The sequence below is a fragment of the Amycolatopsis sp. NPDC051106 genome (genome assembly GCF_040682775.1).
Lineage (GTDB): Bacteria > Actinomycetota > Actinomycetes > Mycobacteriales > Pseudonocardiaceae > Amycolatopsis.
In genome coordinates this window covers 1-26,711 of the sequence record NZ_JBFBBQ010000112.1, presented here as the reverse complement: position 1 = coordinate 26,711, position 26,711 = coordinate 1, and the positions used below count along the sequence as shown (strand labels likewise).

Annotated in this window: 25 protein-coding genes; 8 read left to right on the top strand and 17 right to left on the bottom strand. The window is 71.2% G+C overall.

All coding sequences use genetic code 11. The annotated features are described in order from the left end of the window. Positions 1-68 precede the first annotated feature (68 nt). Positions 69-836 carry a (2Fe-2S)-binding protein gene (locus AB0M83_RS43155; RefSeq protein ID WP_364526793.1) on the bottom strand — a complete coding sequence of 256 codons (768 nt, stop codon included), beginning with the start codon at positions 834-836 and terminating at the stop codon, positions 69-71. A 344-nt stretch (positions 837-1,180) separates the two neighbouring features. Between AB0M83_RS43155 and AB0M83_RS43150 the strand changes: the two genes are divergently transcribed. Both AB0M83_RS43150 and AB0M83_RS43145 read left to right on the top strand, forming a co-directional pair. Further along, positions 1,181-3,739: an ATP-dependent Clp protease ATP-binding subunit gene (locus AB0M83_RS43150; RefSeq protein WP_364526791.1), complete on the top strand. Its 2,559-nt coding sequence runs from the start codon at positions 1,181-1,183 to the stop codon at positions 3,737-3,739. Positions 3,740-3,933: 194 nt separating this feature from the next. Further along, a complete protein-coding gene (locus AB0M83_RS43145) occupies positions 3,934-5,646 on the top strand; it encodes an Hsp70 family protein (protein WP_364526789.1) in 1,713 nt (570 codons plus the stop codon). A gap of 4 nt (positions 5,647-5,650) precedes the next feature. Here AB0M83_RS43145 and AB0M83_RS43140 read toward each other — a convergent pair whose 3' ends face one another. From AB0M83_RS43140 to AB0M83_RS43125, 4 genes are all read right to left on the bottom strand, one after another. After that, positions 5,651-6,115 (bottom strand): YbaB/EbfC family nucleoid-associated protein, encoded by a 465-nt coding sequence (locus tag AB0M83_RS43140; RefSeq protein WP_364526787.1) that lies wholly within the window; start codon positions 6,113-6,115, stop codon positions 5,651-5,653. Between the two features lie 56 nt (positions 6,116-6,171). Further along, on the bottom strand, positions 6,172-6,600 hold the full coding sequence (locus AB0M83_RS43135) for a hypothetical protein (protein ID WP_364526785.1): 429 nt from the start codon (positions 6,598-6,600) through the stop codon (positions 6,172-6,174). After that, positions 6,597-7,235, bottom strand: a complete 639-nt coding sequence (gene pcp, locus AB0M83_RS43130; RefSeq protein ID WP_364526783.1) for a pyroglutamyl-peptidase I — start codon at positions 7,233-7,235, stop codon at positions 6,597-6,599. Before pcp ends, AB0M83_RS43135 begins: the two co-directional genes overlap by 4 nt. Before the next feature lie 68 nt (positions 7,236-7,303). After that, positions 7,304-8,737: a M1 family metallopeptidase gene (locus AB0M83_RS43125; RefSeq protein ID WP_364526781.1), complete on the bottom strand. Its 1,434-nt coding sequence runs from the start codon at positions 8,735-8,737 to the stop codon at positions 7,304-7,306. A 160-nt stretch (positions 8,738-8,897) separates the two neighbouring features. Between AB0M83_RS43125 and AB0M83_RS43120 the strand changes: the two genes are divergently transcribed. Further along, a complete protein-coding gene (locus tag AB0M83_RS43120) occupies positions 8,898-12,062 on the top strand; it encodes a BTAD domain-containing putative transcriptional regulator (protein WP_364526779.1) in 3,165 nt (1,054 codons plus the stop codon). 70 nt (positions 12,063-12,132) lie between these two features. Here the strand turns inward: AB0M83_RS43120 and AB0M83_RS43115 are convergent, their stop codons facing one another. Together AB0M83_RS43115 and AB0M83_RS43110 are read right to left on the bottom strand one after the other, a co-directional pair. Further along, positions 12,133-12,939: an ABC transporter permease gene (locus AB0M83_RS43115; protein ID WP_364526777.1), complete on the bottom strand. Its 807-nt coding sequence runs from the start codon at positions 12,937-12,939 to the stop codon at positions 12,133-12,135. Beyond that, the gene (locus tag AB0M83_RS43110; RefSeq protein WP_364526775.1) at positions 12,936-13,919 is read right to left on the bottom strand and encodes an ATP-binding cassette domain-containing protein; all 984 of its coding nucleotides are present in this window, start codon (positions 13,917-13,919) and stop codon (positions 12,936-12,938) included. The genes AB0M83_RS43115 and AB0M83_RS43110 overlap by 4 nt, the downstream gene beginning before the upstream one ends. Positions 13,920-14,080: 161 nt before the next feature. Here AB0M83_RS43110 and AB0M83_RS43105 point away from each other — a divergent pair, with 161 nt between their 5' ends. Beyond that, positions 14,081-15,040, top strand: coding sequence for an endonuclease/exonuclease/phosphatase family protein (locus AB0M83_RS43105; RefSeq protein WP_364526773.1), 960 nt, complete (start codon positions 14,081-14,083; stop codon positions 15,038-15,040). A 92-nt stretch (positions 15,041-15,132) separates the two neighbouring features. Here AB0M83_RS43105 and AB0M83_RS43100 read toward each other — a convergent pair whose 3' ends face one another. Genes AB0M83_RS43100 through AB0M83_RS43085 form a run of 4 tightly spaced genes read right to left on the bottom strand, consistent with a single transcriptional unit; the run spans position 15,133 to position 18,068 of the window. Further along, positions 15,133-15,936, bottom strand: a complete 804-nt coding sequence (locus tag AB0M83_RS43100; RefSeq protein WP_364526771.1) for a Sir2 family NAD-dependent protein deacetylase — start codon at positions 15,934-15,936, stop codon at positions 15,133-15,135. Beyond that, on the bottom strand, positions 15,929-16,240 hold the full coding sequence (locus AB0M83_RS43095; RefSeq protein WP_285477085.1) for an antibiotic biosynthesis monooxygenase: 312 nt from the start codon (positions 16,238-16,240) through the stop codon (positions 15,929-15,931). Before AB0M83_RS43095 ends, AB0M83_RS43100 begins: the two co-directional genes overlap by 8 nt. An 18-nt stretch (positions 16,241-16,258) precedes the next feature. Then, entirely contained in the window at positions 16,259-16,618 is a 360-nt protein-coding gene (locus AB0M83_RS43090; RefSeq protein WP_364526769.1) for a hypothetical protein, read from the bottom strand. Between the two features lie 31 nt (positions 16,619-16,649). Beyond that, positions 16,650-18,068 carry a M1 family metallopeptidase gene (locus AB0M83_RS43085; protein WP_364526767.1) on the bottom strand — a complete coding sequence of 473 codons (1,419 nt, stop codon included), beginning with the start codon at positions 18,066-18,068 and terminating at the stop codon, positions 16,650-16,652. 75 nt (positions 18,069-18,143) lie between these two features. On the opposite strand from AB0M83_RS43085, the gene AB0M83_RS43080 reads away from it, so the two are divergent. Then, entirely contained in the window at positions 18,144-18,890 is a 747-nt protein-coding gene (locus AB0M83_RS43080) for an alpha/beta hydrolase (RefSeq protein WP_364526765.1), read from the top strand. A 52-nt stretch (positions 18,891-18,942) separates the two neighbouring features. Here the strand turns inward: AB0M83_RS43080 and AB0M83_RS43075 are convergent, their stop codons facing one another. From AB0M83_RS43075 to AB0M83_RS43055, 5 genes are all read right to left on the bottom strand, one after another. Beyond that, positions 18,943-19,899 (bottom strand): N-acetylmuramoyl-L-alanine amidase, encoded by a 957-nt coding sequence (locus tag AB0M83_RS43075; RefSeq protein ID WP_364526763.1) that lies wholly within the window; start codon positions 19,897-19,899, stop codon positions 18,943-18,945. Between the two features lie 62 nt (positions 19,900-19,961). After that, positions 19,962-20,837: an A/G-specific adenine glycosylase gene (locus AB0M83_RS43070; RefSeq protein ID WP_364526761.1), complete on the bottom strand. Its 876-nt coding sequence runs from the start codon at positions 20,835-20,837 to the stop codon at positions 19,962-19,964. 10 nt (positions 20,838-20,847) lie between these two features. Further along, on the bottom strand, positions 20,848-21,789 hold the full coding sequence (locus AB0M83_RS43065; protein WP_364526759.1) for a nucleotide disphospho-sugar-binding domain-containing protein: 942 nt from the start codon (positions 21,787-21,789) through the stop codon (positions 20,848-20,850). A gap of 39 nt (positions 21,790-21,828) precedes the next feature. Then, positions 21,829-22,320 carry a carbonic anhydrase gene (locus AB0M83_RS43060; RefSeq protein ID WP_004560727.1) on the bottom strand — a complete coding sequence of 164 codons (492 nt, stop codon included), beginning with the start codon at positions 22,318-22,320 and terminating at the stop codon, positions 21,829-21,831. A gap of 99 nt (positions 22,321-22,419) precedes the next feature. Then, entirely contained in the window at positions 22,420-23,520 is a 1,101-nt protein-coding gene (locus AB0M83_RS43055; RefSeq protein ID WP_364526756.1) for a LacI family DNA-binding transcriptional regulator, read from the bottom strand. 188 nt (positions 23,521-23,708) lie between these two features. On the opposite strand from AB0M83_RS43055, the gene AB0M83_RS43050 reads away from it, so the two are divergent. The 3 genes from AB0M83_RS43050 to AB0M83_RS43040 are packed head-to-tail and all read left to right on the top strand — an operon-like array spanning position 23,709 to position 26,365. Next, a complete protein-coding gene (locus AB0M83_RS43050) occupies positions 23,709-24,620 on the top strand; it encodes a zinc ABC transporter substrate-binding protein (protein ID WP_364526754.1) in 912 nt (303 codons plus the stop codon). Positions 24,621-24,622: 2 nt separating this feature from the next. Continuing rightward, positions 24,623-25,480, top strand: coding sequence for a metal ABC transporter ATP-binding protein (locus AB0M83_RS43045; RefSeq protein WP_364526752.1), 858 nt, complete (start codon positions 24,623-24,625; stop codon positions 25,478-25,480). A gap of 3 nt (positions 25,481-25,483) precedes the next feature. Beyond that, the gene (locus AB0M83_RS43040; protein ID WP_364526750.1) at positions 25,484-26,365 is read left to right on the top strand and encodes a metal ABC transporter permease; all 882 of its coding nucleotides are present in this window, start codon (positions 25,484-25,486) and stop codon (positions 26,363-26,365) included. Between the two features lie 91 nt (positions 26,366-26,456). Here the strand turns inward: AB0M83_RS43040 and AB0M83_RS43035 are convergent, their stop codons facing one another. Further along, complete coding sequence (locus AB0M83_RS43035) at positions 26,457-26,606, bottom strand: hypothetical protein (RefSeq protein ID WP_364526748.1); 150 nt, start codon at positions 26,604-26,606, stop codon at positions 26,457-26,459. Positions 26,607-26,711 lie beyond the last annotated feature (105 nt).

Genomic DNA, 26,711 nt, shown 5'->3' with positions numbered 1-26,711 from the left:
GCCTGACGCACCGAAGGCCACATTGGGTGCGTCAGACGCAACCAAGGCCACATTGGGGCGCTCGGGGCTCAGCGGGAGCAGGTGCGCGGGCAGCCGTCGCACTCCGGCTCGGCCGGGAGCAGGTACGAGAAACAGCAGCTCTCCCGCCGCCGCGTCCACTCCCGGCCCGCCAGGCGCAACGTCGAGGCCGACGTCAGCGGCGGGTACCGCGCGTCGAGCACCAACGCCGCGTCGGCGACGCCCGCGCCCTCCGCCTCCGGGGTGCCGCCCGCCCGTCCCGCTCCCCACAGGGCGTTCTCCAGGGCGTCGGTCGCCGCGGCCCAGAGCGTCCGGCCGCCGAAGCGGCTGTGCGGCCCGTACGCCCGGATGAACTCGGCCGCGTGGGCCGTGTAGCGGGCCCGGAGGACCGCCGCCAGGGCTCGCTCGTCGCGGACCACTGTCGCTCCCCGGGCCGCCGATGCCGGATCGGTCGGCACGCAGCAGAACTCGTCGCCGAGCACCGCCAGGGCGTCCGGGTACGGCTGACCCGCGCCGACGCGGAAGGCCAGGTCCGCCGGCCGCAGCGAGGGCACCCGCCGCTCGTGGTGCAGCAGGAGCGCGCCGATCTGCGCCGGGACGTGCAGGTACCACGCGATCAGGTACGCGTCGGCCGTCCGCGGCGGTGCTTCGCCGTACTCGCGCGCCAGCCAGCCGGTCAGGCGAGTGCTCCACTCGCCGAAGAACTCCGGGGCGGCTGAGCAGCGGATCCAGCCCTCCGGGACGTCCCGCCGCAGGCCGAGCCGCCGCAGGGACGGCGCGAGGCCGTCCGCCGTCTCGCGGGTGCTCGGCTGGGTCAACGACGTCCTCCTCAGGTATGCCTAACCTAACAGGACTCGGCCGATCGAGTGGCTGTCACCCCGGTCACTCCCAGGGTGCGGACCTGTTCGCGGTGAGCGGACACCGCGCGGATGGCGGAATCCGGGTGGCTGTTCGCACGTTGGGGTTGACGTAAAGGTGCAGGGCAACCTGAAGATGTAAGCATCCGGAAGACCCCACGTCCGGGTGCGGGAAAGACCGCGAACAGCCGTAGTGGTACGCCAGCGCGACCGCTTGGCTACTAGAGTGGTCTCACGGTGCTGAATCCATCGCGGTGAAAGCACGATGGAAACGGGCCGCCGGCGCAGCAGTCGAGGGAGTGCACATGTTTGAGAGGTTCACCGACCGCGCGAGGCGGGTGGTCGTCCTGGCTCAAGAAGAGGCCAGGATGCTCAACCACAACTACATCGGCACCGAGCACATCCTCCTGGGTCTGATCCACGAGGGTGAGGGTGTCGCCGCCAAGGCGCTGGAGTCGCTGGGCATCGCCCTGGAGGGCGTGCGCCAGCAGGTCGAGGAGATCATCGGCCAGGGCCAGCAGGCGCCGAGCGGGCACATCCCGTTCACGCCGCGGGCGAAGAAGGTGCTGGAGCTGTCGCTGCGCGAAGCGCTGCAGCTCGGCCACAACTACATCGGTACCGAGCACATCCTGCTGGGCCTGATCCGCGAGGGCGAGGGCGTCGCCGCGCAGGTGCTGGTCAAGCTGGGTGCGGACCTGAACCGCGTCCGCCAGCAGGTGCTGCAGCTGCTCTCGGGCTACCAGGGCAAGGAGTCCACCGAAACCGGTTCCGGCGGCCGTGGTGAAGGCACCCCGTCGTCGTCGCTGGTGCTGGACCAGTTCGGCCGCAACATGACCGTGCTCGCCCGCGAGGGCAAGCTCGACCCGGTCATCGGGCGCGGCAAGGAGATCGAGCGGGTCATGCAGGTGCTGTCCCGCCGGACCAAGAACAACCCGGTGCTCATCGGCGAGCCCGGCGTCGGCAAGACCGCCGTCGTCGAGGGCCTCGCGCAGAGCATCGTCAAGGGCGAGGTGCCCGAGACGCTCAAGGACAAGCAGCTCTACACGCTGGACCTGGGCTCCCTGGTCGCCGGCTCCCGCTACCGCGGTGACTTCGAAGAGCGCCTGAAGAAGGTGCTCAAGGAGATCAAGACCCGCGGCGACATCATCCTGTTCATCGACGAGCTGCACACGCTGGTCGGGGCGGGTGCCGCCGAGGGTGCGATCGACGCGGCTTCGATCCTGAAGCCGATGCTCGCCCGTGGTGAGCTGCAGACGATCGGCGCGACCACGCTCGAGGAGTACCGCAAGTACATCGAGAAGGACGCCGCCCTCGAGCGCCGGTTCCAGCCGATCCAGGTCGGCGAGCCGTCGCTGGAGCACACGATCGAGATCCTCAAGGGCCTGCGTGACCGGTACGAGGCGCACCACCGCGTCTCGATCACCGACTCGGCGCTGGTCGCCGCCGCGACCCTGGCGGACCGGTACATCAACGACCGGTTCCTCCCGGACAAGGCGATCGACCTGATCGACGAGGCCGGCGCCCGGATGCGCATCCGCCGGATGACCGCGCCGCCGGACCTGCGCGAGTTCGACGAGAAGATCGCGAACGTCCGCCGCGACAAGGAGTCCGCGATCGACGCGCAGGACTTCGAGCGCGCCGCTCGCCTGCGTGACGAGGAGAAGACTCTCCTCGGCCAGAAGGGCGAGCGGGAGAAGCAGTGGAAGGACGGCGACCTCGACGTCGTCGCCGAGGTCGACGACGAGCAGATCGCGGAGGTGCTGGCCAACTGGACCGGCATCCCGGTGTTCAAGCTGACCGAGGAGGAGACCACCCGGCTGCTGCGCATGGAGGACGAGCTCCACAAGCGCATCATCGGCCAGGAGGACGCGGTCAAGGCCGTCTCGCAGGCGATCCGCCGTACGCGTGCCGGTCTGAAGGACCCGAAGCGCCCGTCGGGCTCGTTCATCTTCGCCGGCCCGTCCGGTGTCGGTAAGACCGAGCTCTCCAAGGCGCTGGCGGCGTTCCTGTTCGGCGAGGACGACGCGCTCATCCAGATCGACATGGGCGAGTTCCACGACCGCTACACCGCTTCGCGGCTCTTCGGTGCCCCTCCGGGCTACGTCGGCTACGAAGAGGGCGGCCAGCTGACGGAGAAGGTGCGTCGCAAGCCGTTCTCGGTGGTCCTGTTCGACGAGATCGAAAAGGCGCACCAGGAGATCTACAACACGCTCCTGCAGGTGCTGGAGGACGGCCGCCTGACCGACGGTCAGGGCCGCACGGTCGACTTCAAGAACACGGTCCTCATCTTCACGTCCAACCTGGGCACCTCGGACATCTCGAAGTCCGTCTCGCTCGGGTTCGCCGGGTCCAACGACACCGGCACCCGGTACGAGAAGATGAAGCAAAAGGTCAACGAGGAAATGAAGAAGCATTTCCGCCCGGAGTTCCTGAACCGGATCGATGACATCATCGTGTTCCACCAGCTGACGCAGGACCAGATCATCATGATGGTCGACCTGATGATCGGCCGCGTCGAGACCCAGCTGCGCGCGAAGGACATGGAGCTGGAGCTGACGGCGAAGGCCAAGGCTCTCCTGGCCAAGCGCGGCTTCGACCCGGTGCTGGGCGCGCGGCCGCTGCGTCGCACGATCCAGCGCGAGATCGAGGACCAGCTGTCGGAGAAGATCCTCTTCGGCGAGGTCGAGCCCGGCCAGATCATCCTGGTCGACGTCGAGGGCTGGAGCGGCAACCCCGAGGACAAGGACGACCAGGCGCGGTTCACCTTCCGCGGTGAGCGCCGGCCGTCCTCGATCCCGGACGCCCCGCCGGTCAGCATCGGCGCGGGCCACGAGGAGCAGAGCGGCGAAGCCGAGAACGAGTGATCGGCTGAGCAGTACGTGAGGAGGGCGGTTCCCCGGTTGGGGAGCCGCCCTTCTCGCTGTCCGGGATCCCGAGCGCCCCAATGTGGCCTTGGTTGCGTCAGACGCACCCAAGGCCGCCTTCGGTGCGTCTGACGCACCGAAGGCCACATTGGGGCGCGTGAGACGATGCCCGCGGGCTCGGGAGGGGAATCCGCGTGGACGTGCTGTCGATCGACTTCGGGACTTCCAGCACCGTCGGGGTCCTCTCCGCCTTCGGGCGCGGGCCGCGGGCCATCGAGGTCGATGGGTCCGTCACCATGTCCTCCGCCGTCTTCGCCGGCGAGGACGGCCTGCTCGTCGTCGGGCAGGATGCCGAACGGCGGGCTCGGCTCGATCCCAGCCGGTTCGAGCCCAACCCCAAGCGGCGCATCGACGAAGGCGTCCTGCGGCTCGGCGATTCCACAGTGGAGATCACCGATGCCTTCGCCGCCGTCCTGCGGAGGATGAATGAGGAAGCCGAACGGCAGCTCGGCCGGCCGCCCGGGCAGACGCGGATCTCGCACCCCGCCGGCTGGGGCGGCACCCGGCAGGACGCCATCCGGACCGCCGCCGCCAAGGCCGGGCTCGGCGATGTCCGGCTGATTCCCGAGCCCGTCGCCGCGGCCGCGCACTACGCGAGCATCGGCCACCGGAACACCGGCCCCATCGGCGTCTACGACCTCGGCGCGGGCACCTTCGACTGCGCCGTCGTCGGCGTGTCGCAGCAGGGCTTCGCCGTGCTCGCCGAAGGAGGCCTGCCCGACCTCGGCAGCCTCGACATCGACCAGGCCCTGCTCGTGCACATCGGACGCTCGGTCTCGCACGCCGATCCCGCGCAGTGGCAACGGCTCCTGCGCCCGCAGTCCACCGCCGACCGCCGCACCCGGCGCGCGCTGCTGCAGGACGTCCGCGACGCCAAGGAAAGCCTCTCCCGCCACACTCAGACCCACGTGCCGATGCCCGAGCCGTTCGGGGACGTCCTGGTCAGCCGCGACGAGCTCGACGCGCTCGTGCGGCCCAGCCTGCTGCGCAGCGCCGAACTGCTCGCCGCGACGATCCACCGCGCCGGCCTGACCCCCGCGCAGCTCGCCGGCGTCTACCTCGTCGGCGGGCCGAGCCGGATGCCGTTGCTGGCCACGCTGCTCGGGCGCCAGCTCGGCGTCACGCCGACCACGCAGGACCAGCCCGAGACGGCCGTCGCGTTCGGCCTCCACCACGTCCCGCTGGGGAACACCGCCGACCTCACCGTGCCCGCCTTCGCGCCGGTCCGCCCGCCCGTGACGCCGCCGCGGCCGCAACCCTGGCAGCAGCAACAACGGCCGCCTCAGTACGCACCGCCGCCGAAGCCGGAGAAGAACCGCAAGCCGTGGCTCATCGTGCTCGCCGTGCTCGTGGTCGTCGCGATCGTCGTGACCGTGATCGTCCTCGCCACCAAGGGCGAGTCCGCAGCCGAGTCCACAGTGGACTGCACGACGACGGCCCAGCGCGACCCAGCCGGGTTCACCCCGTGCCTGCGTTCGCTGGCCGGCACCGTCCCGGACCGCGCCACCTGCCGGCAGGCCGACTCGGTGGCCCAGTTGGTGCACGCCCAGGCGGCCGTCACCTGCGGGTTCGGCAAGGGCGCCGCCGTCAGCTACTACCAGGGCGTGACCGTCCAGGAGATCGAGGCGGGCGCGAAGCTGCAGATGGGCGACGGCACCGTCGAGCGCGGCACCTGGGACGGCGGCGGGCTGCACGGCCGGTACGTCGCCGGTGCCGGCAGCTTCGCCGGGATCGTGCTCTTCGGCGCGGACGACCGCCGGGCGGCCGGGCTCTACATCTCGATCGACCGTGCGCGGAGCGCCCCGGACCTCGTCGCCTACTTCACCGGAGAGCTCAAACCCGCCTGACGGCTCACCAGGCCTGGTCCATCCGCGGGCCCTGGCGGTAGAAGTCGTCGTCCGCCACCGGGCCGGGTGGCGGCGCGACGGCCGGCGCTTCGGCGGACCGGTCCTTCAGCACCGAGCCGGTCCGCTCTTCGCGTTGCGGGACCGAAGACGAAGGAGCGGGAGCCGGCTCGAACCGCATCCGCCAGCGCAGCCGATCCATCAGGTAGCCGCCGCTGCCCAGGGGCGCCAGCAGTTCTCCGGTCCGCTTCGCCGAGTCCCGCTGCGCCTCGACGTAAGTCCGCAGCACGGCGTCGGCGATCTCGTCCGGCGACATCCGCGAGACGGCGTCGGAGAGCCGCAGCCGGGTCAGCACGCCGTCGGTGTTGACCGACAGCGAGACGGCGCCATCGGCGGACGTCGCCGTCGCCGACAGCGCGGACAGCTCGTCCAGGAGGGCGTCGCGGTCCGGTTTCGGTGGTGGGGCGGCCATCCCGTCATGTAAACACCGTTCAGCCGCCCGGCGGAGTGGTTCGCGGAGGGTGTGCGTCAGATCACCGGAGCAGCGGGCGGTTGGTCGGCGCCGATCCGGGCCGCCCGCGCCACCCCGATGTGCAGGACTGCGGAAACCGCGGCCAGCAACGCGATCCGGTACCCGCCGAGGGTACCGGTGACGTTGTAGACGACCGCCAACGCCAGGGGCGCCAGCGAGGCGGTCAGCACGATCGGCGCCTTCGGCCCCATGCGCGTCATGCTGACGGCGAACCAGGTGACCAGCGATGATCCGGCGACGGTCGCGAAGAAGACGATCAAGCCCAGGAACCCCACGCCGAGCCAACACATCTGGTTGCCGTCGTCGCACACCCGGTCGTAGCGGCCGGACATCGCGACCCAGAAGACGCCGGTGGCGGCGCCGGTGAGCCCGCCGAACGCCCCGACGGCGACGAGTACCCGCGGGTCGGCCCGCGGTGTCGTCAATGCTCCGCGCCCGCGCTGACGGCCAAATCCTCCGTCGTCTTCGACGCCGTGTCCACCAGGACCTCCAGTGCGTCGGCGACGCGGTCGACCCCGAGCGACGGCGCCGCCTTGCCGGACGCCGCCACCTGCTCGGGGCTGAACGGGACGTGGACGAACCCGCCGCGGACGTCCGGCAGGGTCGAAAGCAGGTGCATCAGCCCGTAGAAGACCTGGTTGCACACGTATGTCCCCGCGGTGTGGGACACCGACGCCGGCACGCCCGCCGCGCGGATCGCCGCCACACACGCCTTCACCGGCAACGTCGTGAAGTACGCCGCCGGGCCGTCCGGGACCACCGGGACGTCCACCGGCCGCGCACCCGCGTTGTCGGGGATGCGGGCGTCGATCAGGTTGATCGCGACGCGCTCCGGCGTCACGTCGAGGCGGCCGCCCGCCTGGCCCACGCACACCACCAGCGACGGCCGGTGCTCCTCGACCGCGCGCCGCAGCGCGGGCAGCGACGCGGCGAACTCGCACGGCAGCTCCACCGCGGCGATGTCGTCCCGGCGCGCGCCGAGCAGGGAAACCGCCTGCCACGACGGGTTCACCGGCTCCCCGCCGAACGGCGCGAACCCCGTCATCAGCACCCTGGCCATGCGTCCTCCCGAAAGCCGTCAAGGCCACCTTACGGGCGCCAGACGCCCGGAAGGTGGCCTTGACGCACTCAGGCGGCCGGCTTCAGGCCACCCGGGAAGAGGTACTGGTCGGCGGGCTTGCCGGCGCCGTACACCCAGGCGTCGAAGAACCCCTGGAGGTCCTTGTGCGCGACCTTCTCGGTGTACCGCTGGAACTCCTGCATGCTCGCGTTCCCGTCGCGGTGCAGCGACGGCCAGGTCTTGACGACCCGGTCGAACGCGGGCTGCCCGACGTAGTTGCGCAGCGCGTGCAGCATCATCGGGCCCTTGGAGTACACCGACGTGAACTCCTTGCCGGGCCCCATGTCGTACAGCTTGCCGTTCCAGAACGCCGTCGACGCCTTCTTGACGTCGTCCGCGTACTGCTTGTTCAGGTCGACGCCCTCCTTGGCCTCGTCCCAGAGCCACGTCGCGTACGACGCGAAGCACTCGTTGAGGCAGACGTCGCGCCAGTGCGACACGGCCACCGAGTCGCCGTACCACTGGTGGGCGTTCTCGTGGACGATCGTCGGCACCGTGCCGGCCCAGCCCGCGGAGTAGATCGGCCGGCTCATCGTCTCCAGCGAGAAGCCGATCTGCTCGTTGAGGAAGATGCCGCCCGCCGCGTCGATCGGGTACTTGCCGAACTTCGACTCGAGGAAGTCGAGGATCTCCGGCAGCCGCGCCTCGGCCTGCTTCGTCGAGTCGGGCACGCCCGGGGCGAACGCGCTGACGATCGGCGTGCCGTCCTTGCGCTTCTGCCGGTCGAAGGTCCACTTGTCGATCGCGACCGTTGTCATGTACGGCACGATCGGCGTTTCCTCGGCCCAGACGTGCGTGGTGCCGCCCGGCGCCTTGAAGGACGGCTTCTCGCGGCCGTTGGCGATCACGCCCCACTCGTCGGGCACGGTGATCGCGAGGTGGAACGTGGCCTTGTCGAGCGGGGTGTCGTTGACCGGGTACCAGGTGGTGGCCGACCTCGGCTCGCCGGCGGCGAACGCGCCGCCCGCCTGGGCGTACTGCCAGCCGTTGTTGCCGAGCACCGGGTCGTCGATCGGCTCGGGAACCCCGTGGTAGCCGATCCGGACCTCGAAGTGCTCGCCGCGCCGCAGCGAGCGCGGCGGCGTGATGACCAGCTCGTGGTCGCCGGTCCGGCTGAACTTCGCCGCGCGGCCGTCGACCTTCACCGAGTCGACGGTCAGGCCGCGGAAGTCGAGGTTGAACGAGCTGAGCGCCTGCGTGGCCCGCGCGGAGATGTCCTGCGCACCCTTGAGCTGGTGCGACGCGGGGTCGTAGCTCACCTTCAGGTCGTAGTCGGCGACGTCGTAGCCGCCGTTGCCGTCCTGCGGGTAGTAGCTGTCGCCGGCGCCGTCGCTGCCCGGCTTCGCGGCGCCCCAGTCGTTCCCGGCGGCCGCGACCCCGCTGCTCAAGCAGATGCCGGTGAGCAGCGCGGCGGCGAGCACGGCCGGTTTCTGTCCCCTCATGAACGCTCCTGTCTGGGGTGGACGTGAAATCGCAACGTATCGCCACAAAGGTGCCGTCCGGCGGGGTGATGTCGCATTTGTCCGGAAGATCAGCACTTCCGTCGGTGCCGGTCCGGCCATCCGCCCCCGGCGCCCCGGCGTGGTCTGGAAAGCTGGACGCATGCGCGTCGCGCTGCTGGGCCCGCTGCGGGCGACCGATGACGAAGGCACGCCGATCGACATCGGCGGCGCCCGCCTCCGCATGCTCCTGGCCCGGCTCGCGCTGGACGCCGGGCGCGCCGTCCCGGCCGACGCGCTCGTCGACGGCCTCTGGGGTGCCGAACCGCCCGCCGACGCCGCCAACGCCCTGCAGTCGCTGGTCTCCCGGTTGCGGAAGGCGCTGCCGGTGGCCGTCGAATCGGGCCCGGGCGGCTACCGGCTCGCCGTGGCCGGCGAAGACGTCGACGCCGAGCGGTTCGAACGGCTCGCCGCCGACGGCCGCCGCGAGCTCGCCGCGGGCCGGGACGCCCGCGCGGCCGAGCTGCTGGCCGAAGCCCTCGGGCTGTGGCACGGCGGTGCGCTCGCCGACGTCCTCGACGCGCCGTTCGCGCCCGCGCCCGCCCGCCGGCTCACCGAGCTGCGGGCCGAGGCGGCCGAAGACCGGTTCGACGCGCTGATCCGGCTGGGCGAGCACGCCGGCGTCCTCGCCGACCTGGCCGCCGCGGCCGACGCCGATCCGCTGCGCGAGCGGCTGGCCGGGCTGCGGATCCGCGCGCTCTGCGCGGCCGGGCGCCAATCGGAGGCGCTGGCCGTCTACACCGGGATCCGCCGCACCTTGGCCGACGAGCTCGGCGTCGACCCGTCGGCCGAGCTGCAGGAGATCCACCTCGCCGCGCTGCGCGGCGAGTTCGCGCCGCCGTCGCCGGTCACCGACCGGTTGCCGACCCGGCTGACCACCTTCATCGGCCGTGACGACGAGCTCAAGCTGCTGGCCGAGCTGCTCGGCGGCGCCCGGCTGGTCACCCTGGCCGGCCCGGGCGGGGCGGGCAAGACGCGGCTGGCCACCGAGGCGGCGTCGCGGCACCCGGCGCACGCGCGCGGCCGGGTCTGGTTCGTGCCGCTGGCCGGCGTCCGCGATTCCGCCGACGTCGTCGGCGCGGTGGTCAGCGCGCTGGAGGTGCGCGACATCCGCAGTGCCGACACCGAGGTGCGACGGCGGCCGGACCTGCTCGGCCACGCCGTCGAGGTGCTGGCCGGTGGGGAAGCGCTGCTGGTGCTGGACAACTGCGAGCACGTCATCGACGCGGCCGCGAACCTGGCCGACGAACTGCTGAGCCGGGTGCCCGGGCTGCGGATCCTCGCGACCAGCCGGGAGCCGCTGGCCATCACCGGCGAAGCGCTCTGCCCGCTCGGGCCGCTGCCCGTGCCCGCCGAACGCGCGGCGCCCGCCGAAGCCGCCGAGCTGGACTCGACGCGGCTGTTCCTCGACCGGGCGAGCGCGGTCCGGCCGGACTTCGTGCTCGACGAGTCCACTGTGGACGACGTCGGCCAGATCTGCCGCCGGCTCGACGGGATGCCGCTCGCGCTGGAGCTGGCGGCCGCGCGGCTGCGGTCGATGACGCCGGCCCAGATCGCCGCCCGGCTCGACGACCGGTTCCGGCTGCTGACCTCGGGCAACCGCACGGCGCTGCCGCGGCAGCGGACGCTGCGCGCGGTCGTCGAGTGGAGCTGGGACCTGCTCACCGAGCCGGAGCTGGTGCTCGCGCGGCGGCTCGCGGTGTTCCCCAGCGGTGCGCCGATGGACGCCGTCGAGCGGGTCTGCGCGGACGAGCTGCTGCCCGCCGCCGACGTCCCGTACGTGCTCGGCACGCTCGTCGAGAAGTCCATAGTGGACACCGTGAACCGCGGCGGGGAACCGCGGTACCGGATGCTGGAGACCCTGCGGGCCTACGCCGCCGAGCGGCTCGCCGAGTCCGGTGAGCGGGACGCGTTCCAGCGCGCGATGGCGCTCTACTACGTCGGCCTGGCCGAGTGGGCGGAACCGTTGCTGCGCACCGGTGAGCAGCTGTCCGCGATCGACGTCTACGAGGCGGAGTCGGCCAACCTGACCGGCGCCCTGCGCACGGCCATCGAGATGTCCGAAGTGGACATCTCGGTGCGGTTGCTCAACGGGTTGTTCTGGTACTTCACCATCCTCGGGCAGGGCGAACGGGCCGAGGAGTTCATCGACGCGGTGCTCGGTTTCGGCGACCGGCTGCCCCCGGACGTCCTGGCGGCGTACCGCGCGATCACGCGGCTGTTCCACCAGATGCCGTCCCGGTTCCCGTTCGAAGGCGTCCGCGACCTGATCGACGAGTGCGTCCGCACCGGCGCGGTGGGGAAGTACCCGGGGCTGGCGGTGGCGCTGCCGATGCTGGCGTTCCTCGGCGGCGACCGCGAGCTGGCGATGCGGGAGGTGCGCCGCTCACAGGCCGCCGACGACCCGTGGACCCGCGCGGGCGGGTTCTGGGTCGAGAGCTTCCTGCTCGACGACGCCGGCGACATCGAGGGCGCGGACCGGGCGCGGGACCTGGCGTACGCGGGCTTCCGGGAGGTCGGCGACCGCTGGGGCACGGCGATGACGTTGAGCTTCAAGGCGAACGCGTTGTCGCAGGACGGCGAGGGCGAGAGCGCGATCGAGGTGTACCAGCAGGGGCTGGCGCTGTCGATGGAGCTGCGCTCGCACGAGGACGTCGTCCAGCACTGGTGGCGCCTGGCCGTCGAACGCGCCCGGGTCGGGGACATCGAGGGCGCGTGGCGCGACCAGGAGGCCGCCGAGCGCTACGGGCAGGGGGTCGAGAACCCGCAGCAGCGGGCGATCCTGATGTTCGGCCGGATCGAGCTGAGCCTGCGCGGCGGGCGGCTGGCCGAGGCCCGCGCGGCACTTGCCCAGCTCCAGGCACTGACGTGGGAGACCGCCTTCCCCGAAGGCATGGGCGTGGAGTGGGTCAGCGCGTTCGAAGGGCGGCTCGCGCTGGCCGAGCACCGGCCAGCGCAGGCCGAAGCGCACGTGACCAAGGCGATCCTGGCGACCCGCGACCGCGGGGACATGCCGGATCTCGCCGGCGCCGTGGAGCTGCTGGCGCTGGTGCGCGGGGAGCAGGGCCGGCCGGTCGAGGCGGCTCGCCTGCTGGCGACGTCGGCGCTGATCCGCGGCCGGTTCGACCTCGGCAGCCCGGAGGTGCGGGAGCTGATCGCCCACCTGCGCGCGGAGCTTTCCGACGCGCGGTACGAAGAACTGGTCGCGTCGGTGCGCGCCATGTCCAAAGAGGACGCCATCGCCGAGGTCTACGCGGCAATAGGCTGAAGGGGACGTCCGCGAGGACGTCCCCTTCAGCTCCCCCTGGCGCGACTCACCCCCGTGTGTCGGCGCCTTCTCAGACCCGCCGGCGGTAGGCCCAGGTGGCCAGCGGGAAGAACACGATCACCGCGCCGGCCATCCAGGCGAGCGCCCCGGCCAGCGGACCGGCGACGGCGCCGCCGTTCATCAGGCCGCGCAGCGCGTCCGCCATCAGGCTGACCGGGCTGATGTCCGCCCACGCCCGCAGCCAGCCCGGCATCGTGGACGTCTGGACGAACACGTTGCTGCCGAACGTCAGCGGCATGATGAAGACGAACATCAGGGCCTGCGCCGAGCCCGGCGACTTCATCACCATGCCGACGAACACCGAGCCCCAGCAGAAGCAGAGCCCGAACGCCAGCGCGAGCAGGATCGCCACCGCGAACTCGCCCGGGCTGGTCGCGATTCGGTAGCCCATGATCGTCGCGACGACCATCAGCACGACCAGGCAGACGACGTACCGGACGACGTCGGCCAGCACCGCGCCGATCAGCGGGGCCGACCGGGCGATCGGCATGCTGCGGAACCGGTCGAAGACACCCTTGGTGATGTCGGTGTTGAGGTTCGTGCCGACCGAGAGGCAGGCCTGCAGGATGTTCATCACGATGATGCCGGGCACGACCATCTGCAGGTACGCGTCGGTCGAGCCGGACAGCGCGCCCCCGAACAGGTACACGAACATCACCAGGAAGATGATCGGCATCAGGGTGACGTCGGCGAGCTGCTCGGGGTTCTTGCGGATCTTCAGGATGCCGCGCCAGGCCAGCGAAAGCGCGTGGCCGAGTCCCTTGGCGGGGCTGATGTGCCGCGGCGGGGCCGGGCGGTCGAGCGCCAGCGTCGTCATGCCAGGCTCCCTTCGAGATCGCGGGTGGTGTCCTCGGTGGACTCTTCGGCCGCATGTCCGGTGAGGGCGAGGAACACCTCGTCGAGGCTGGGCAGCCGCAGCGCCAGCTCGTCCGCGGTGATCCCCGCTTCGTCCAGCTTGCGGACCAGGGTGGACAGCAGCACCGGGTCGTTGACCGGCGCGGTGAGCAGCCCGGTCGCGTTGTCGCGGGTCGGGTGCACGCCGGTGAGGTCGCCGAGGATCCGGTTGACGGCGTCCATGTCGGACAGCTGGGTCGGCCGGACCTGCAGCGTCTGCCCGCCGACGCGGCGCTTGAGCTCGTCGGCGCGGCCGTCGGCGACGACGCGGCCGTGGTCGAACACGGTGATCTTGTCGGCCAGCTGGTCGGCCTCCTCCAGGTACTGCGTGGTCAGCAGCACCGTCGCGCCCTCGGCGACCAGGCCGCGGACGACGTCCCAGACCTCGTTGCGGGCGTGCGGGTCGAGCCCGGTGGTCGGCTCGTCGAGGTAGAGCACCTCGGGTCGGCCGACGAGGCTGGCCGCCAGGTCGATCCGCCGCCGCATGCCGCCCGAGTAGGTCCGGACCGGCCGCTTGGCCGCCTTGGTCAGCTCGAACCGCTCGACCAGCTCGACGGCGCGGGCCTTGGACTGGGCGCGGGAGTGGCCGTACAACCGTCCGATGAGGACGAGGTTTTCGATGCCGTTGAGGTCCTCGTCGACCGACGCGTACTGCCCGGTCAGCCCGATCAGGCTGCGGACCCGCACGGGGTCGGTGACGACGTCGAAGCCGCCGACGGTCGCTCTGCCGGCGTCCGGTTTCATCAGCGTCGCCAGGATGCGGACGGCGGTCGTCTTGCCCGCGCCGTTCGGCCCGAGCACCCCCACGACCTGCCCGAACGGGACCTCGAGGTCCACCCCGTCGAGCGCCTTGGTGTCCCCGAAGTGTTTGACCAGGCCCTCGGCCTGGATCGCGTGCGACATGGGCGTTCCTCCTTCACTGTCGCTGTTGGCTTCACTGTGTCGGCCGGCGCTGGCAGGCCGCGCACAGCGCGCTGGCAGCCGCTGGCAGCCGGTGGTGGAGATCTTGTGGAGGAGTTGCCGGCGCCGGGGCCGGGCCGCCGCGGTCTCGGCATACTCGGCACATGACCGTTGCGGAAGAGACGCGGGTCCGGCGGAAGTATCCGCTGGTCACGGCCCTGCTGGTGGTACCGCTGGTGCCGCTGGCGGCCCTGGTCGCGCTGCGCCTGATCGGCTACGACGGCGGCTGGTACACCCTCGTCGCGTTGTCGCTCACGCCGTACGTGGCGGCCGCGAGCGTGCTGCTCGGCGGGCTGGCGTTGGCGCTGCGGCGCTGGTGGGTCGGCGGGACCGCGCTGGTGCTGGCCATCGTGCTGGCCGTTTTGGTGCTGCCGCGGCTGTCGGCGAGCGAGCAACGCGAAGTGCACGGCAAGACACTGCGCGTGCTCGCCTCGAACCTCCTCTACGGCCAGGCGGACCCGAAAGCCGTCGTCGACCTGGTGCGCGAGCAGCGGATCGACGTGCTGAACCTGGTCGAGCTGACGCCCCGCGCGGTCGACGGGCTCACCGCGGCCGGGCTGTTCGAGGCTCTGCCGTACCGGGTGCTGCATCCGGCGCCCGGCGCGTTCGGCTCGGGGATCGTGTCGCGCTTCCCGCTGAAGGAGGTCAACCTGACGGGTGACTCGGCGGCCAAGCAGCCGGGTGCGCAGGCCGACCTCGGCGACGGCGTGGTGGCCGAGATCGTCGCCGTCCACCCGATCTCCCCGGACGTCGACACCCCGCAGTGGGAACGCGAGATCAAGGACCTTTCCCGTGCGGCCGGCGAGCACGGCCTGCGCATCCTGGCGGGCGACTTCAACGCGACGCTGGACCACGCGGCGTTCCGGACGGTGCTGTCCCGCGGCTACAACGACGCGGCGGAGGAACGCGGCTCGGGGCTGGCGCCGACGTGGCCGTCGTCGTCGCCGGTGGTGACGATCGACCACGTGGTGGTCGACAACCGGGCGGCGGTCCAGGACTACCGGGTGTTCGACGTCGCGGGCAGCGACCACCGGGCGGTGTTCGCCGAAGTCCGCCTGCCGTGACGCCGGTCGTGAGTGGGAACAGGGTTCGGGCGAGCCGAACTGGCCTCAAGGCCTGATCCAACGGGCAGTAGGTCCCCGAATGCCTGTTCGCTCTAACCCTGTTTCCCGCTCACGAGGGCCCGCAGCGTTTCCAGTGCCCCGGCCGCGATCGAGACGCCCCGGCCGTGGCGGATCTCCGGCTCACGCGGGTTGATGCGGATCAGCGCGCCGGTCGCCGCGCTCGCCAGTTCGCTGTAGCGGCGGACCGTCGGGACCGCCTGGCCCGCACCCAGCTCCACCACCACGAGGTCACGCGCGGTGCGGCGCCACGCCGTCAGCTCGTCGAGCTGGGCCTGGCTGCGGTCCGGGACCCAGTCGAAGTCCCCGAACATCAGGATGTTGGGCCGGGCGAGCCCGCCGCACCGCGGGCACGACGGCAGCGGCGGCACCGCGCGCATCGCCTCTTCGTCGATGGCGACTTCGACGTCGGCGGGCCAGATGTCCGATGTGCACCCGGAAAGGCACTGCAGGTGGTGGATCGAGCCGTGCGCCTCGGCGACGTGCTCGAAGCCCGCCTCCTGGAACTGACCATCCACATTGGACGTGAAGACGCGTACGGATGGGGTGAAGCCTTGCAGCAGCCGGAAACCGTCGTGCGGCACGGTCTTCCGGTACAGGTTCAGCCGGTGGCCGTAGAAACCCCAGGCCAGCTCGGGGTCGTCGGCGAAGTGGCGCGGGTCGGCCAGCTCCTCGAACCGCAGCCCGAGCCGGGCGTACGGCGGGTACGCGCGCCAGAAGCCTTCGCCGCCGCGGAAGTCCGGCAGCCCGGAGTCGACGCCCATCCCGGCGCCGGCGCAGATCAGCAGCGCGCCGGCGCCGTCCAGCAGCTCCGCGGCCCGGCCGAGAGCGTCACTCACCCGGCTGCGAACCGAGGACGACCTCGAACTCCAGCAGGTTCGCCCCGGTGGACACGGGCTTGGCCCGCTCACCCGAGTGCGCCGCCGCGGCCGGGCCGCCCTTGGCCCACGCCTGGTAGGCCTCTTCCGTCTCCCACTTCGTGTAGACGAAATAGCGCGTCTCGCCGGAAACCGGGCGCAGCAGCTCGAACCCGAGGAACCCGGGCTGCTGGTCGACGGAGTGCATCCGGGCGGCGAACCGCTTCTCCAGCTCGGGGCCGGCGCCTTCGGGAACCTCGATCGCGTTGATCTTCACGACACTCATGCCGTCCAGCGTACGGATTCAGCCGCTCTGGTCATCCTGCCGGTCCGCGCGGGCCCGCGTGAAGAGCAGCGGCAGCCGCCGCACGACGTCGCCCATGAGCTTGACGAAGTTCCGCTCGGCGAGCCGGTCGTCGGCACGCAGCTGGAACGCGCCGACGACGGTGACCAGGAGCACGGCGCCGACGACCACGACCGGAAGGGCCCAGAGCGCGAGGACGCGGCCCGCGACCAGCAGCAGGGCGACCACCACGACCACGACGGTCAGGTAGAACAGGCCGGAGAACCACGGCGACCGCAGCCGCCGGGCCTCACGCGTCCGGTTCCCCGGTGGGGCCGCAGTGCGGGCACGCCAGCTCGTCGTCGGCCATCGGTCCATCATGGCGACTTCGCGACGGCGGGAGAAGGCCCGTTCAGCTGCGCAGTGAGCCCGGGAAGAGGTCCGCGTCCGCCGGGAGCTTCGTGCCGCGGAACCACTCGTCGAAGAACGACCGCAGGTTCTGGCCGCTGACCTGCGTCGTCATCGTCTCGAAGTCGGACCACGACGCGTTGCCGTGGCGGTAGCGGGATGGCCAGTCGTGCAGGAGGCGGTTGAACGCCGGGTCGCCGATGCGGCGGCGCAACGCGTGCAGCGCCAGGATGCCCTTGTTGTACACGCCCTCGAACTCGTGGCCCTGGCCCATGCCGACCAGCTTCTGCGCCCAGAAGTCCGTGCTGCCGCGGGTGATCTCGATCGCCGCGCGGTAGCGGTCGTCGAGGCTCTGGCCCTCGCGCTCGGCCCACAGCCACTGCGAATACGACGCGAAACACTCGTTCAGGCAGATGTCGGACCAGTTCTTCAGCGACACCGAGTCGCCGAACCACTCGTGGGCGTTCTCGTGCACCAGCGTGGGTAGGTCGGCCCACTTCGCGTACGTCGGCCGGGTCTGCGTCTCCAGCGAGAAGCGGACGTCCTCGTCCAGGAAGATCCCGCCCGCCGCCGACTGCGGGTACGGCCCGAACTTGCCGCTCAGGAAGCCGAGCACCTCGGGCAGGCGGCCGCCGATCGCGCGGCGGTCCTCGGTGCCGGGCGCGTACGCGGTGACGACCGGAGTGCCGTCCGGCAACGTCGACCTGTCGACAGCGAACTTGCCGATCGCGATCGTCGTCAGGTAGCTCGCCACCGGGTTGGGCTCGGTCCACGTCCCCGGCGGGCCCTCCCGGCCGTTCGAGATCACCGTCCAGCCGGCCGGGACGTGCGAGGTGAGCGTGAAGGACGCCTTGTCGCGCGGGGTCTCGTTCACGGGGTACCAGAACGCCGCCGAGTGCGGCTCGCCGACCATGTACGCGCCGCCGTCGGCCGAGTGCTGCCAGCCGTTCTCGCTGCCGCCGTCGTGGGGCGTCTTCGCCGGGTCGCCGCCGTAGCGGACGCGGGTGCGGAACGTCGTCCCGGCGCGGATCGGTGCCGGCGGCGTGACGACCAGCTCGAACGCCTTCTCACGGGTGAAGTGCGCCGGCTGCCCGTCGACCTCGACGCTGTGGACGTCGAGCCCGCGCAGGTCGAGGTCGAACCGGCTCAGGTCCTGGGTGGCCTTCGCGGTGACCGTCGTGTCGCCGTCGAGGTGGCCGCTCAGCGGGTCGTAGGTCGCGTCGACGTGGTAGTTCAGGGCGTCGTAGCCGCCGTTGCCGTCGTCCGGGTAATACGGATCACCGGCTCCGGCCGCGCCCGGCGCGGGGTGCATGTCGGGTGCCGGTTGTTTCAGCGGGAGGGGTGCCGTGACGGCGTCACCGCCGCAGGCCGCGGCGACGATCACCGCGGCGCAGAAGGCGAGGGCGGCGAGTCGGCGGCGCATACGCCCCAGCCTAGGTCATGCTCCGCGATCGTTCGGTCACGTTCCGCACCAGCGGTTTTGTGGTTAGGTGACCGCGTGCTCTGTTTCGGCGGCACCGGCGTGCCGATCGTTCTGCTCCACGGTCTGATGGGTCGCGCGCGGACGTGGCGGCGTGTCGCGGAGTGGCTCCGGCCCTACGGCGCGGTGTACGGCCTCGACGCGCGCGGCCACGGCAGCGCCCCGCGTGTCGGCCCCTGGACGACCGAGCGGTTCACCGACGACGTCGCCGACGCGCTGCGGACCCTGGACGCCGGCCCGGCCGTGCTCATCGGGCATTCGATGGGCGGCCTCCACGCGTGGACGACCGCCGCGAAGTACCCGGAGCTGGTGCGCGCGGTCGTGTCCGAGGACTTCGCGCCCGACCAGCGCGGCCGGACCGTCGAGACGTGGCGCGGGTACTTCGAGAGCTGGCCGGTGCCGTTCAAGTCCCTGGAGCACGTCCGTGAGTTCTTCGGCGACGCGGGCGAGTACTTCGCCGACTGCGTCGAGGAGCGTTCCGACGGGTTTCACCTGGTCGCCGACCTCGAGGACCTGTACGTGATCGCCGCGGAATGGGGTCGCGTCGACTACTGGCCCACGGTCGACAAGATCCGTTGTCCGTTGCTGCTGATCGAGGGCGAGCACACGGCGATGCCGCCCGGCCAGCAGGCGCTCGTCGCGTCCCGGGTCGCCGGCGCGAAGCACCTGGTGGTGCCGGGCTCGGCCCACCTGCCCCACGACGAAGCCCCGGAGACCTACCGAGGCGCCGTCGAAGCCTTCCTGTCCGACGTCTTCCTGCGCTGAAGCCGCAACTTTCTCGGGGAAAGTGGCGGTTTTAGCACCCACATGGGGGACGCTAGATTTGGGAAAGGTCGGATCGCCAGGCTGCGGTGGAGCGGCCGGCAGGGACGATCAGGGGCCAGACGTCCGCGCCGAGGAAGCCGGTCTCGTCGGACGCCTTCGCCGCGGTGCACGTGTGGCGTGGCAGCCCGGCCTGAACGGACAAGGCGGCCACCGCGTCCTTTGTGGACTTTCCGAACACCCCGTCGGTCGGCACGCCGAAGCCGGACGCGCGCAGGAACTGCTGCGCGAGCTGGACCTGACGGCCCGTGTCCCCCGGCTTCAGCAGCGGCCACTCGGCCTCCGACCGCGCCACCTGGACGCCGAGGACGCGGCCCACCGCCGTCCGCAGCTCCGGCAGCCGGTTGTAGAGCACCTGGCCGGGGCACTCGGTCGAGTTGAAGTCGCGGTGGCCCTTGATGAACTCGGGCGCGATGCCGTACTGGTGCGCGATGTAGGCGACGAGCGAGACCAGTGAGTTCCACAGCGCCTGCGGCACGTCCACCGTGCTGTACAGGCCCTCGTTCTCGATGCCGATGACCTCGCTGTTGTGGTTCCCGACGTTCGCGCCCTGCACGTGCTGTGTGCCGCCGCGCAGGATCTCCAGGCTGCGGTGCCTGCCTTCGGTGACGAACCCGCCGCGGCTGTTCGTGAACTGCTGGCCGCTGTCGATCCAGCCGTTCTTGTCCATGTGCAGGTTCTGGATGAACCGCGAGACGTAGAACGCGCGCGCCAGCGAGAAGTCGTTGTTCATCGGCGGGTCGACCGCGTGGTGCACGACGATGTAGGTCGGTTTGTGGTTCTCGACGACGATCGGGCCGGTGGCGGCCCGCGCGCCCCACTCGGAGGTGGAGTGGATCGTCGGTGTCGGCACGGCCGCCGAGGCCGTCCCCGTGGTCGTCATCCCCAGTGCGCCGGCCGCGGTCGCGGTCATGCCCGCTTTGAACAGGGTCCGGCGGTCAACAGTGACCATGCGGGAAAGGTAACCCCGCATCGCGTCGATGACAACTATTGACCAACTTTGGTCGTAGCGCGTTAGTGTTCGCCCGGCAGTGCGAAGAGCCCGCCGCTGGTCTGTTCGAGCAGGCCGTCGGCGAGCAGGGAGTCCAGGCAGCGGTCGCGCTGCCCGCCGTCGTGCCACACCAGGTCGAGGCGGGTCTTCTCCACCGGGCCTTCCGAGCCGCGCAGGACGTCCAGCAGCAGGCCGCGGACCTGCCGGTCGGTGCCGGCGAACTTCTGCACCGGCTTGGCCGGGCCGGCGTACTCCGGGCGGCCGGCGAGCTGCCACGCGCACTCGTCGTAGACCGGGCAGTCCGCGCAGCGCGGGCTCCGGGCCGTGCAGATCAGCGCCCCGAGCTCCATGATCGCCGCGGAAAACCGGGCGGCCGGCTCGTCTTCGGCCGGGAGCAGGGCCTCGACGTCGTTCATGTCCCGGGTGTTCGACGCGGGCCCGGCGTCCCCGGCCCCGTGCACGGCCCGCGCGACGACGCGCCGCACGTTCGTGTCGACGACCGGCGCCCGCCGCCCGTAGGCGAACGCGGCGACGGCGCGCGCGGTGTAGGCGCCGATCCCGGGCAGCGCGAGCAGGGTGTCCACATCGGACGGAACGACGTCGCCGTGGTCCCGTGCGATCACCCCGGCGGCCTCGTGGAGCCGCAGCGCGCGCCGCGGGTAGCCGAGCTTGCCCCAGGCCCGCACGACCTCGCCCGGCGACGACGCGGCGAGCGCGGACGGCACCGGCCAGCGGGCCATCCATTCGTGCCAGATCGGCTGCACGCGGGCGACCGGCGTCTGCTGCAGCATGATCTCGCTGACCAGCACGCCCCACGCCGAGCAGTCCGGCTCGCGCCAGGGCAGGTCCCGGCCGTGCGCGGAGAACCAGTCGAGCAGTACGTCAGCGTCCACAGCCACGCCGGGCAGGCTACTTCGCGTACTTCGGCAGCTCTCGGGCGACCTCGTCCGGCGACGGCATCGCGGCGATCTCCTCGGCGATCGCGCGGGCCGCGTCTCGGCAGGAGGACGCCTTGCGGGCCTGCTCGGTGACGGCATCCGCGGTCAGTTCGCCGGGCAGGAGCCGCAGTGCGGCACCGGCGGCGCAGAGCGCTTCGGCGTTGGCGAACTGGTCGGCGCCCTGGGGCAGGACCAGCTGCGGGACGCCGGCGGCGAGTGCACCGAGGGTGGTGCCGCTGCCGCCGTGGTGCACGACCAGGTCCGCCTGCGAGATGGCGGCCGCCTGCGGTACCCAGGCCCGGGCCGTCACGTGGGCCGGCTGCGGCCCGAGGGCCGCCCCGCCGGTGGCCACCACGACGTGCGTGCCGAGCGCGGCCAGCCCCTCGATCGCCGTCGTGAGCACCTCCGGGGTGCCGAACGCGGTGCCGAGCGTCAGGTAGATCAGCGGCCCCCGGAAGTCGCCTGGCTCGGCGAAGGGCACTGGGCGCAGCGCGATCCGCTCGGCGGTCGCGAGGAAACCCGCGTCCTGCAGGGACGGCGGGCAGATGTCCAGGTGCGTCCCGCCGTCCGGGCGCTCGAGCCCGATCTCGTCGGGGAACATCCGCCCGAAGCCGTGCCACAGCGCGGGAATCCCGGCGCGCCGCGCGGCGACGCCCACCTCCGGGACGCCCCACCCGTGCACGACGAGATCGGGCCGGAGCCGCTTCAGCTCCGGCTCGATGTCCTCGGCGTAGATCTCGTAGAACGAGTCCGCGGGCCGGAACGGGTTCAGCCCGAGCCGGCGCAACGGCGAGTGGACGTGCTCACCGGCGGCGAAGTGCACTTCGTGCCCGATGTCCCGCGCCGCGACCGCGAGCGGGACCATCGGGTAGGTGTGACCGGCCGACGCGAGCCCGGCGAAGAGGACGCGCACGAGATCCCCGTTCAGATGGTGACGACATCTGAACGGAGGCTACTCGACCTCGGTGAGCTTCCCGGTCTTGACGTCGTAGACGAAGCCGCGGACGTTCTCCGTGTGCGGCAGGTACGCGCTGCGCCGCACCCGCTCCACCGACGTCCGGACGCTGTTCTCGACGTTGCGGAACGCCTCCACCGACCAGGTCGGGCGCAGGCCGGTGTCGCTTTCCAGCTCGTCCTTGAAGTCGTCCTCGGTGACCATCGACAGGCCGCACTCCGTGTGCTGGACGATCAGCACCTCGCGCGTGCCCAGCTTGCGCTGCGAAAGGGCCAGCGAGCGGATCATGTCGTCGGTCACCACGCCGCCCGCGTTGCGCAGGACGTGCGACTCACCCTGCAGTAGGCCGAACAGCTCGAACACCCGGATCCGGGCGTCCATGCAGGTCAGGATGGCCACCTGCAGTGACGGCTTGGGCGAGGACCGGTCGCCCGGCGTCACCTCGCCGAGTTCCTGGTTGCGCTTGAGCAGAACGTCGATCGAGGTCATCGGTCACCTTCCGGCCAGTGGCCCCGCGGCGCGGGCGTGCCACTCCATTTCACCTGGTGAGTACCCCGATGGGCAATGCACTACGAGCTATGTCACGGGTCAGCCCCCGAACCAGGGCTCCTCGACCGTTCTAGGGGGTCCCGACGTCCGCCCGACGCGCAGCTCGGTCGGCAGCGTGATCACCTTCGGCGCGCTCCGCTCGGCCGAGCCGAGCAGCAGCCGGCCGGCCACCTTGCCCTTCTCGAGCACCGGCTGGTGCACCGTGGTGAGGCCGATCCGCTCGGCCTCGGCGATGCCGTCGAAACCGGTGACGGTCAGGTCCTGCGGTACCCGCAGCCCTCGCCGCTCGGCCTCGGCCATGGCGCCGAGCGCGAGGATGTCCGAGGTGCAGATCACGGCCGTGATCTGCGGGTACGCGTCCAGCAGCTGGCGCGCGGCGGATGCGCCGTCGTCCACCGTGTGGTCGAAGCGCTCGATCACCGGGACGCCCGCCCAGTCGACGCCGGCCGCGGAGAACGCCACGGCGAGCGCTTCGAGCCGGGTGCGCTGGACGTGGAAGTGCGCGCCGCTCTGGCGTGCCGGGGAGACGAAGTCGTCGTTGCGCTCGCGAGCGAGCCGCATGCAGATGACGCCGACCTGCCGGTGGCCGAGGCCGACCAGGTGCTCGGCGATCTTGCCGACCGCCGCCGCGTCGTCCGGCCCGACGCGGTCGATCCCCTCGATGCTCGGCTGGTCGATGATCACCGTCGGCACCGGGCGTTCCAGCACGGCGGCCAGGCTCGGGTCGTCGTCGGGCACGGAGTAGACGACGAAGCCGTCGACGCCCGCGCGGTGCACCGCGGCGACGTCCTCACGGCCCGGGCTCGCCGGCACCAGGTGGAGGCCGACACCGGCGTCTTCGCAGGCCAGGGCCAGTCCCTCGAGCACGCCGACGGCGGCGGGGTCGCGGAAGGCGTAGGAGAGGTTCTCGGTGAGCAGCAGCCCGACCGCGCCGGCCCGGCGGGTGCGCAGGGAGCGGGCGACCGGGTCGGGACCGGGGTAGCCGAGGCGGCGCGCGGTCTCGAGGACGCGGCGGCGCAGTTCGGGGGACAGCTGGTCCGGCCGGTTGTAGGCGTTGGACACCGTGGTCCTGGACACACCGAGCTCCGCCGCGAGCGACGCCAGCGTCGCTTGCCTCCGGGTGCGAATAGGACGTCCCATCAGCAAACCGTAACGGTTCAGATCGAATTCATGAAGAGACACCCCGGGTGGTCGATGTCTCGATCCGCATGCGCGAAGACGCATACACCAAAACACGAACGGATGGCCAGGATGTCATCCGGATGGGGTAAGGTGAATCTGACAACGGTTTCCATTAGCGTTACGGTCTCGATCCAGGAGAGTCTTCGATGAGTTCCCGTCGCACCAGGAGCGTGCTCGCCGCCGCTTCGGCCCTGTCCGTGCTCGCCCTGGCCGCGTGCTCGGGCGGAACCTCCGGCTCCGACGGCGGCGGGCAGTCCGGCGGGTCCGACAAGGTCAAGGTCGTCGCCTCGACGGACGTCTGGGGCAGCGTCGTGAGCGCCGTCGGCGGCGACAAGGTCGAGGTCAAGTCGATCATCCACGACCCGTCGGCCGACCCGCACTCCTACGAGACGACGGCTGACGACGCGCTGGCGGCGAAGGACGCGAAGCTGCTGCTGTCCAACGGCGGCGGCTACGACGAGTTCTTCGACAAGCTCACCGCGCAGGCCGGTGACGCGAAGAAGCTCGTCGCCTACGACATCGCCGCGACCGGCGACGAGAACGAGCACGTCTGGTACGACCTGCCGGGTGTCGACAAGGTCGCCGACCAGCTCGCGGCGCAGCTCGGGGAGCTCCAGCCCGCGTCGAAGCAGGTGTTCACGGACAACGCGACGGCCTTCAAGGCGAAGGTCGACGCGCTGGAGAAGCGGCTCGGCGAGCTGGGCGCTTCGCACCCGGGCACCAAGGTCGTCGTCACCGAGCCGGTGGCGCACTACCTACTCGAGAGCGCGAAGCTGACGGACGCGACGCCGAAGGCCTTCTCGGACGCCGTGGAGAACGACACGGACGTCCCGGCCGGCGCGGTGAACGAGTACAAGCAGCTCATCGCCACCAAGCAGGTCAAGGCGCTGATCAACAACGCCCAGACCGTCACGCCGCTCACCCAGGACGTCGTGGCGCAGGCGAAGACCGCCGGGATCGGTGTCGTCGACGTGACCGAGACGCTGCCGCAGGGTGTGACGGACTACATTGGCTGGATGACCGGGGAAGTCGAAGCGCTGGCAGGAGCGTTGAAGTAGCCATGCCTCCTGTCTCCGTGTCCGTCTCCGACGACGTGCGCCCCGCGGTCCGGGTCCGCGGGGCGGGGCTCGCGTTCGGTCCCCGGACCCTCTGGTCGGGGCTGGACCTCGTCGTCGAGCCGGGCGAGTTCCTCGCCGTGCTCGGCCCGAACGGCTCCGGCAAGAGCAGCCTCCTCAAGGCGCTGCTCGGCATGCAGGACCTGTCGGCGGGCGCGGTCGAGATCGCCGGCGGCCGGCCGGGTGGCGCGAACCGCAAGGTCGGCTACATCCCGCAGCAGCGCGCGATCGACGAATCGCTGACGCTGCGCGGCGTCGACCTGGTCGGGCTGGGGCTCGACGGCCACCGCTGGGGGCCGGGCCTGTTCGGCATGGCAGCACGCCGCCGCCGGGTTTCCGAAGCCATCGAAGCGGTGGGCGCGACCCGGTACGCGAAGCAGCCGGTCGGACGCCTGTCCGGCGGCGAGCAGCAGCGGCTGCGGGTGGCGCAGGCCCTGGTCGGCGACCCCGAGGTGCTGCTCTGCGACGAGCCGCTGCTGTCCCTGGACCTGGCGCACCAGCGCGCGATCAGCGAGCTGATCGACTCCCGGCGGCGCACGGCCGGCACCGCGGTGCTGTTCGTGACGCACGAGATCAACCCGGTGCTGCCGTTCGTCGACCGGGTGCTCTACCTGGTCAACGGCTCGTTCCGGATCGGCAAGCCGGACGAGGTCATGACCACCGAGACGCTGTCGGAGCTGTACGGCACCCGCGTCGAGGTGCTGAAGGTCGGCGGCCAGATCCACATCGCGGGCGCGCAGAGCGCGTTGTGCGAGGAAGAGCCGCACCACCACGAACACGACGTCGAAGAGCAAGTGGGCTGAGTCTTGGATCTGTTCGACTTCGGCAAGACGTGGGAGCTGATCACCGAGCTGCCCGGCGTCCAGACCGCTTTGCTGGCGGCTCTCATCCTCGGCCTGGTGGCGGGCGTGCTGGGCCCGCTGATCGTGATGCGGCGGATGTCGTTCGCGGTGCACGGGACGTCCGAGCTGGCGTTCACCGGCGGCGCGGCGGCGTTGCTGCTCGGCATCGGCGTGGAGTACGGCGCGCTGATCGGCGCGGTGGTGGCGGCGCTGCTGCTGGGGATCCTCGGCGCGCGTGACGCGGACCGCGACTCGGTGATCGGCGTGATCCTTTCCTTCGGGCTCGGGATGGGTGTGCTGTTCCTGTCGTTCTACAAAGGACGGTCCGGGAACAAGTTCGGGATCCTGACCGGCCAGATCATCACGATCGATTCGACGAACCTGACGTTGTTCGTGGTGTCGTCGGTGGTGGTGCTGGCGGTGCTGGCGCTGGTCTACCGGCCGCTGCTGTTCGCTTCGGTGGACCGGAACGTGGCCGTGGCGCGCGGGGTGCCGGTGAAGACGCTGACCGTGGTGTTCGCGCTGCTGGTGGGCGTTTCGACCGCGTTGAGCGTGAAGGTGGTCGGCTCGCTGCTGGTGGTGGCGCTGATGGTGACGCCCGCCGCGGCGGCTGCTCGGGTGACGGCGTCGCCTTGGAAGGCGACGGTGCTGTCGGTGGTCTTCGCCGAGGTGGCGGCGATCGGCGGGATCGTGCTGTCGCTGGCGCCGGGGCTGCCGGTGAGCGCGTTCGTGACGGCGATTTCGTTCTTGATCTACGTGGTCTGCCGGGTGATCGCCTGGCAGCGCGACCGCCGCACGCGCGTCCGGGCAGTGGACCCGGCCCCAGACCTCGTCGCGGCGGCTTAAGGACGTCACTTTCCCTAGGAAAGATGCGTCCAGGGGTCCTTCAGACGCATCTTTCCTAGGGAAAGTGATGCTTTGGCGGTGCGAATGCAAATCAGCCGAGCATCAGCAGGACCTGCAACTCGCCGACCACGAAGCCGTTCATCCCAACAACAGCGATCGGCTTCGGCAGTTCTTTCACCAATGGAAGATTCGGGACGTCAGACGTCCTGACTCCTCCATCGGCCGACCGTCGCTCGCCCACCGGCACGAACCTCGGTCCCGGCTGCCTGACCCAAGCGCCCCAATGTGGCCTTGGTTGCGTTCAACGCACCGAAGGCCGCCTTGGGTGCGTTGAACGCACCGAAGG

Excerpts from the sequence above, each read along its gene's own strand:
- AB0M83_RS43060 (WP_004560727.1), bottom strand. The coding sequence starts at position 22,320 with ATGACCTCGATCGACGTTCTGCTCAAGCGCAACCAGGAACTCGGCGAG.
- AB0M83_RS43045 (WP_364526752.1), top strand. The coding sequence starts at position 24,623 with ATGCCTCCTGTCTCCGTGTCCGTCTCCGACGACGTGCGCCCCGCGGTC.
- AB0M83_RS43140 (WP_364526787.1), bottom strand. The coding sequence starts at position 6,115 with ATGGCCGCCCCACCACCGAAACCGGACCGCGACGCCCTCCTGGACGAG.
- AB0M83_RS43110 (WP_364526775.1), bottom strand. The coding sequence starts at position 13,919 with ATGTCGCACGCGATCCAGGCCGAGGGCCTGGTCAAACACTTCGGGGAC.
- pcp (WP_364526783.1), bottom strand. The coding sequence starts at position 7,235 with ATGGCCAGGGTGCTGATGACGGGGTTCGCGCCGTTCGGCGGGGAGCCG.
- AB0M83_RS43085 (WP_364526767.1), bottom strand. The coding sequence starts at position 18,068 with ATGCGCCGCCGACTCGCCGCCCTCGCCTTCTGCGCCGCGGTGATCGTC.
- AB0M83_RS43055 (WP_364526756.1), bottom strand. The coding sequence starts at position 23,520 with ATGGGACGTCCTATTCGCACCCGGAGGCAAGCGACGCTGGCGTCGCTC.
- AB0M83_RS43125 (WP_364526781.1), bottom strand. The coding sequence starts at position 8,737 with ATGAGGGGACAGAAACCGGCCGTGCTCGCCGCCGCGCTGCTCACCGGC.
- AB0M83_RS43090 (WP_364526769.1), bottom strand. The coding sequence starts at position 16,618 with ATGATGGACCGATGGCCGACGACGAGCTGGCGTGCCCGCACTGCGGCC.
- AB0M83_RS43095 (WP_285477085.1), bottom strand. The coding sequence starts at position 16,240 with ATGAGTGTCGTGAAGATCAACGCGATCGAGGTTCCCGAAGGCGCCGGC.
- AB0M83_RS43150 (WP_364526791.1), top strand. The coding sequence starts at position 1,181 with ATGTTTGAGAGGTTCACCGACCGCGCGAGGCGGGTGGTCGTCCTGGCT.
- AB0M83_RS43075 (WP_364526763.1), bottom strand. The coding sequence starts at position 19,899 with ATGGTCACTGTTGACCGCCGGACCCTGTTCAAAGCGGGCATGACCGCG.
- AB0M83_RS43050 (WP_364526754.1), top strand. The coding sequence starts at position 23,709 with ATGAGTTCCCGTCGCACCAGGAGCGTGCTCGCCGCCGCTTCGGCCCTG.
- AB0M83_RS43115 (WP_364526777.1), bottom strand. The coding sequence starts at position 12,939 with ATGACGACGCTGGCGCTCGACCGCCCGGCCCCGCCGCGGCACATCAGC.
- AB0M83_RS43105 (WP_364526773.1), top strand. The coding sequence starts at position 14,081 with ATGACCGTTGCGGAAGAGACGCGGGTCCGGCGGAAGTATCCGCTGGTC.
- AB0M83_RS43120 (WP_364526779.1), top strand. The coding sequence starts at position 8,898 with ATGCGCGTCGCGCTGCTGGGCCCGCTGCGGGCGACCGATGACGAAGGC.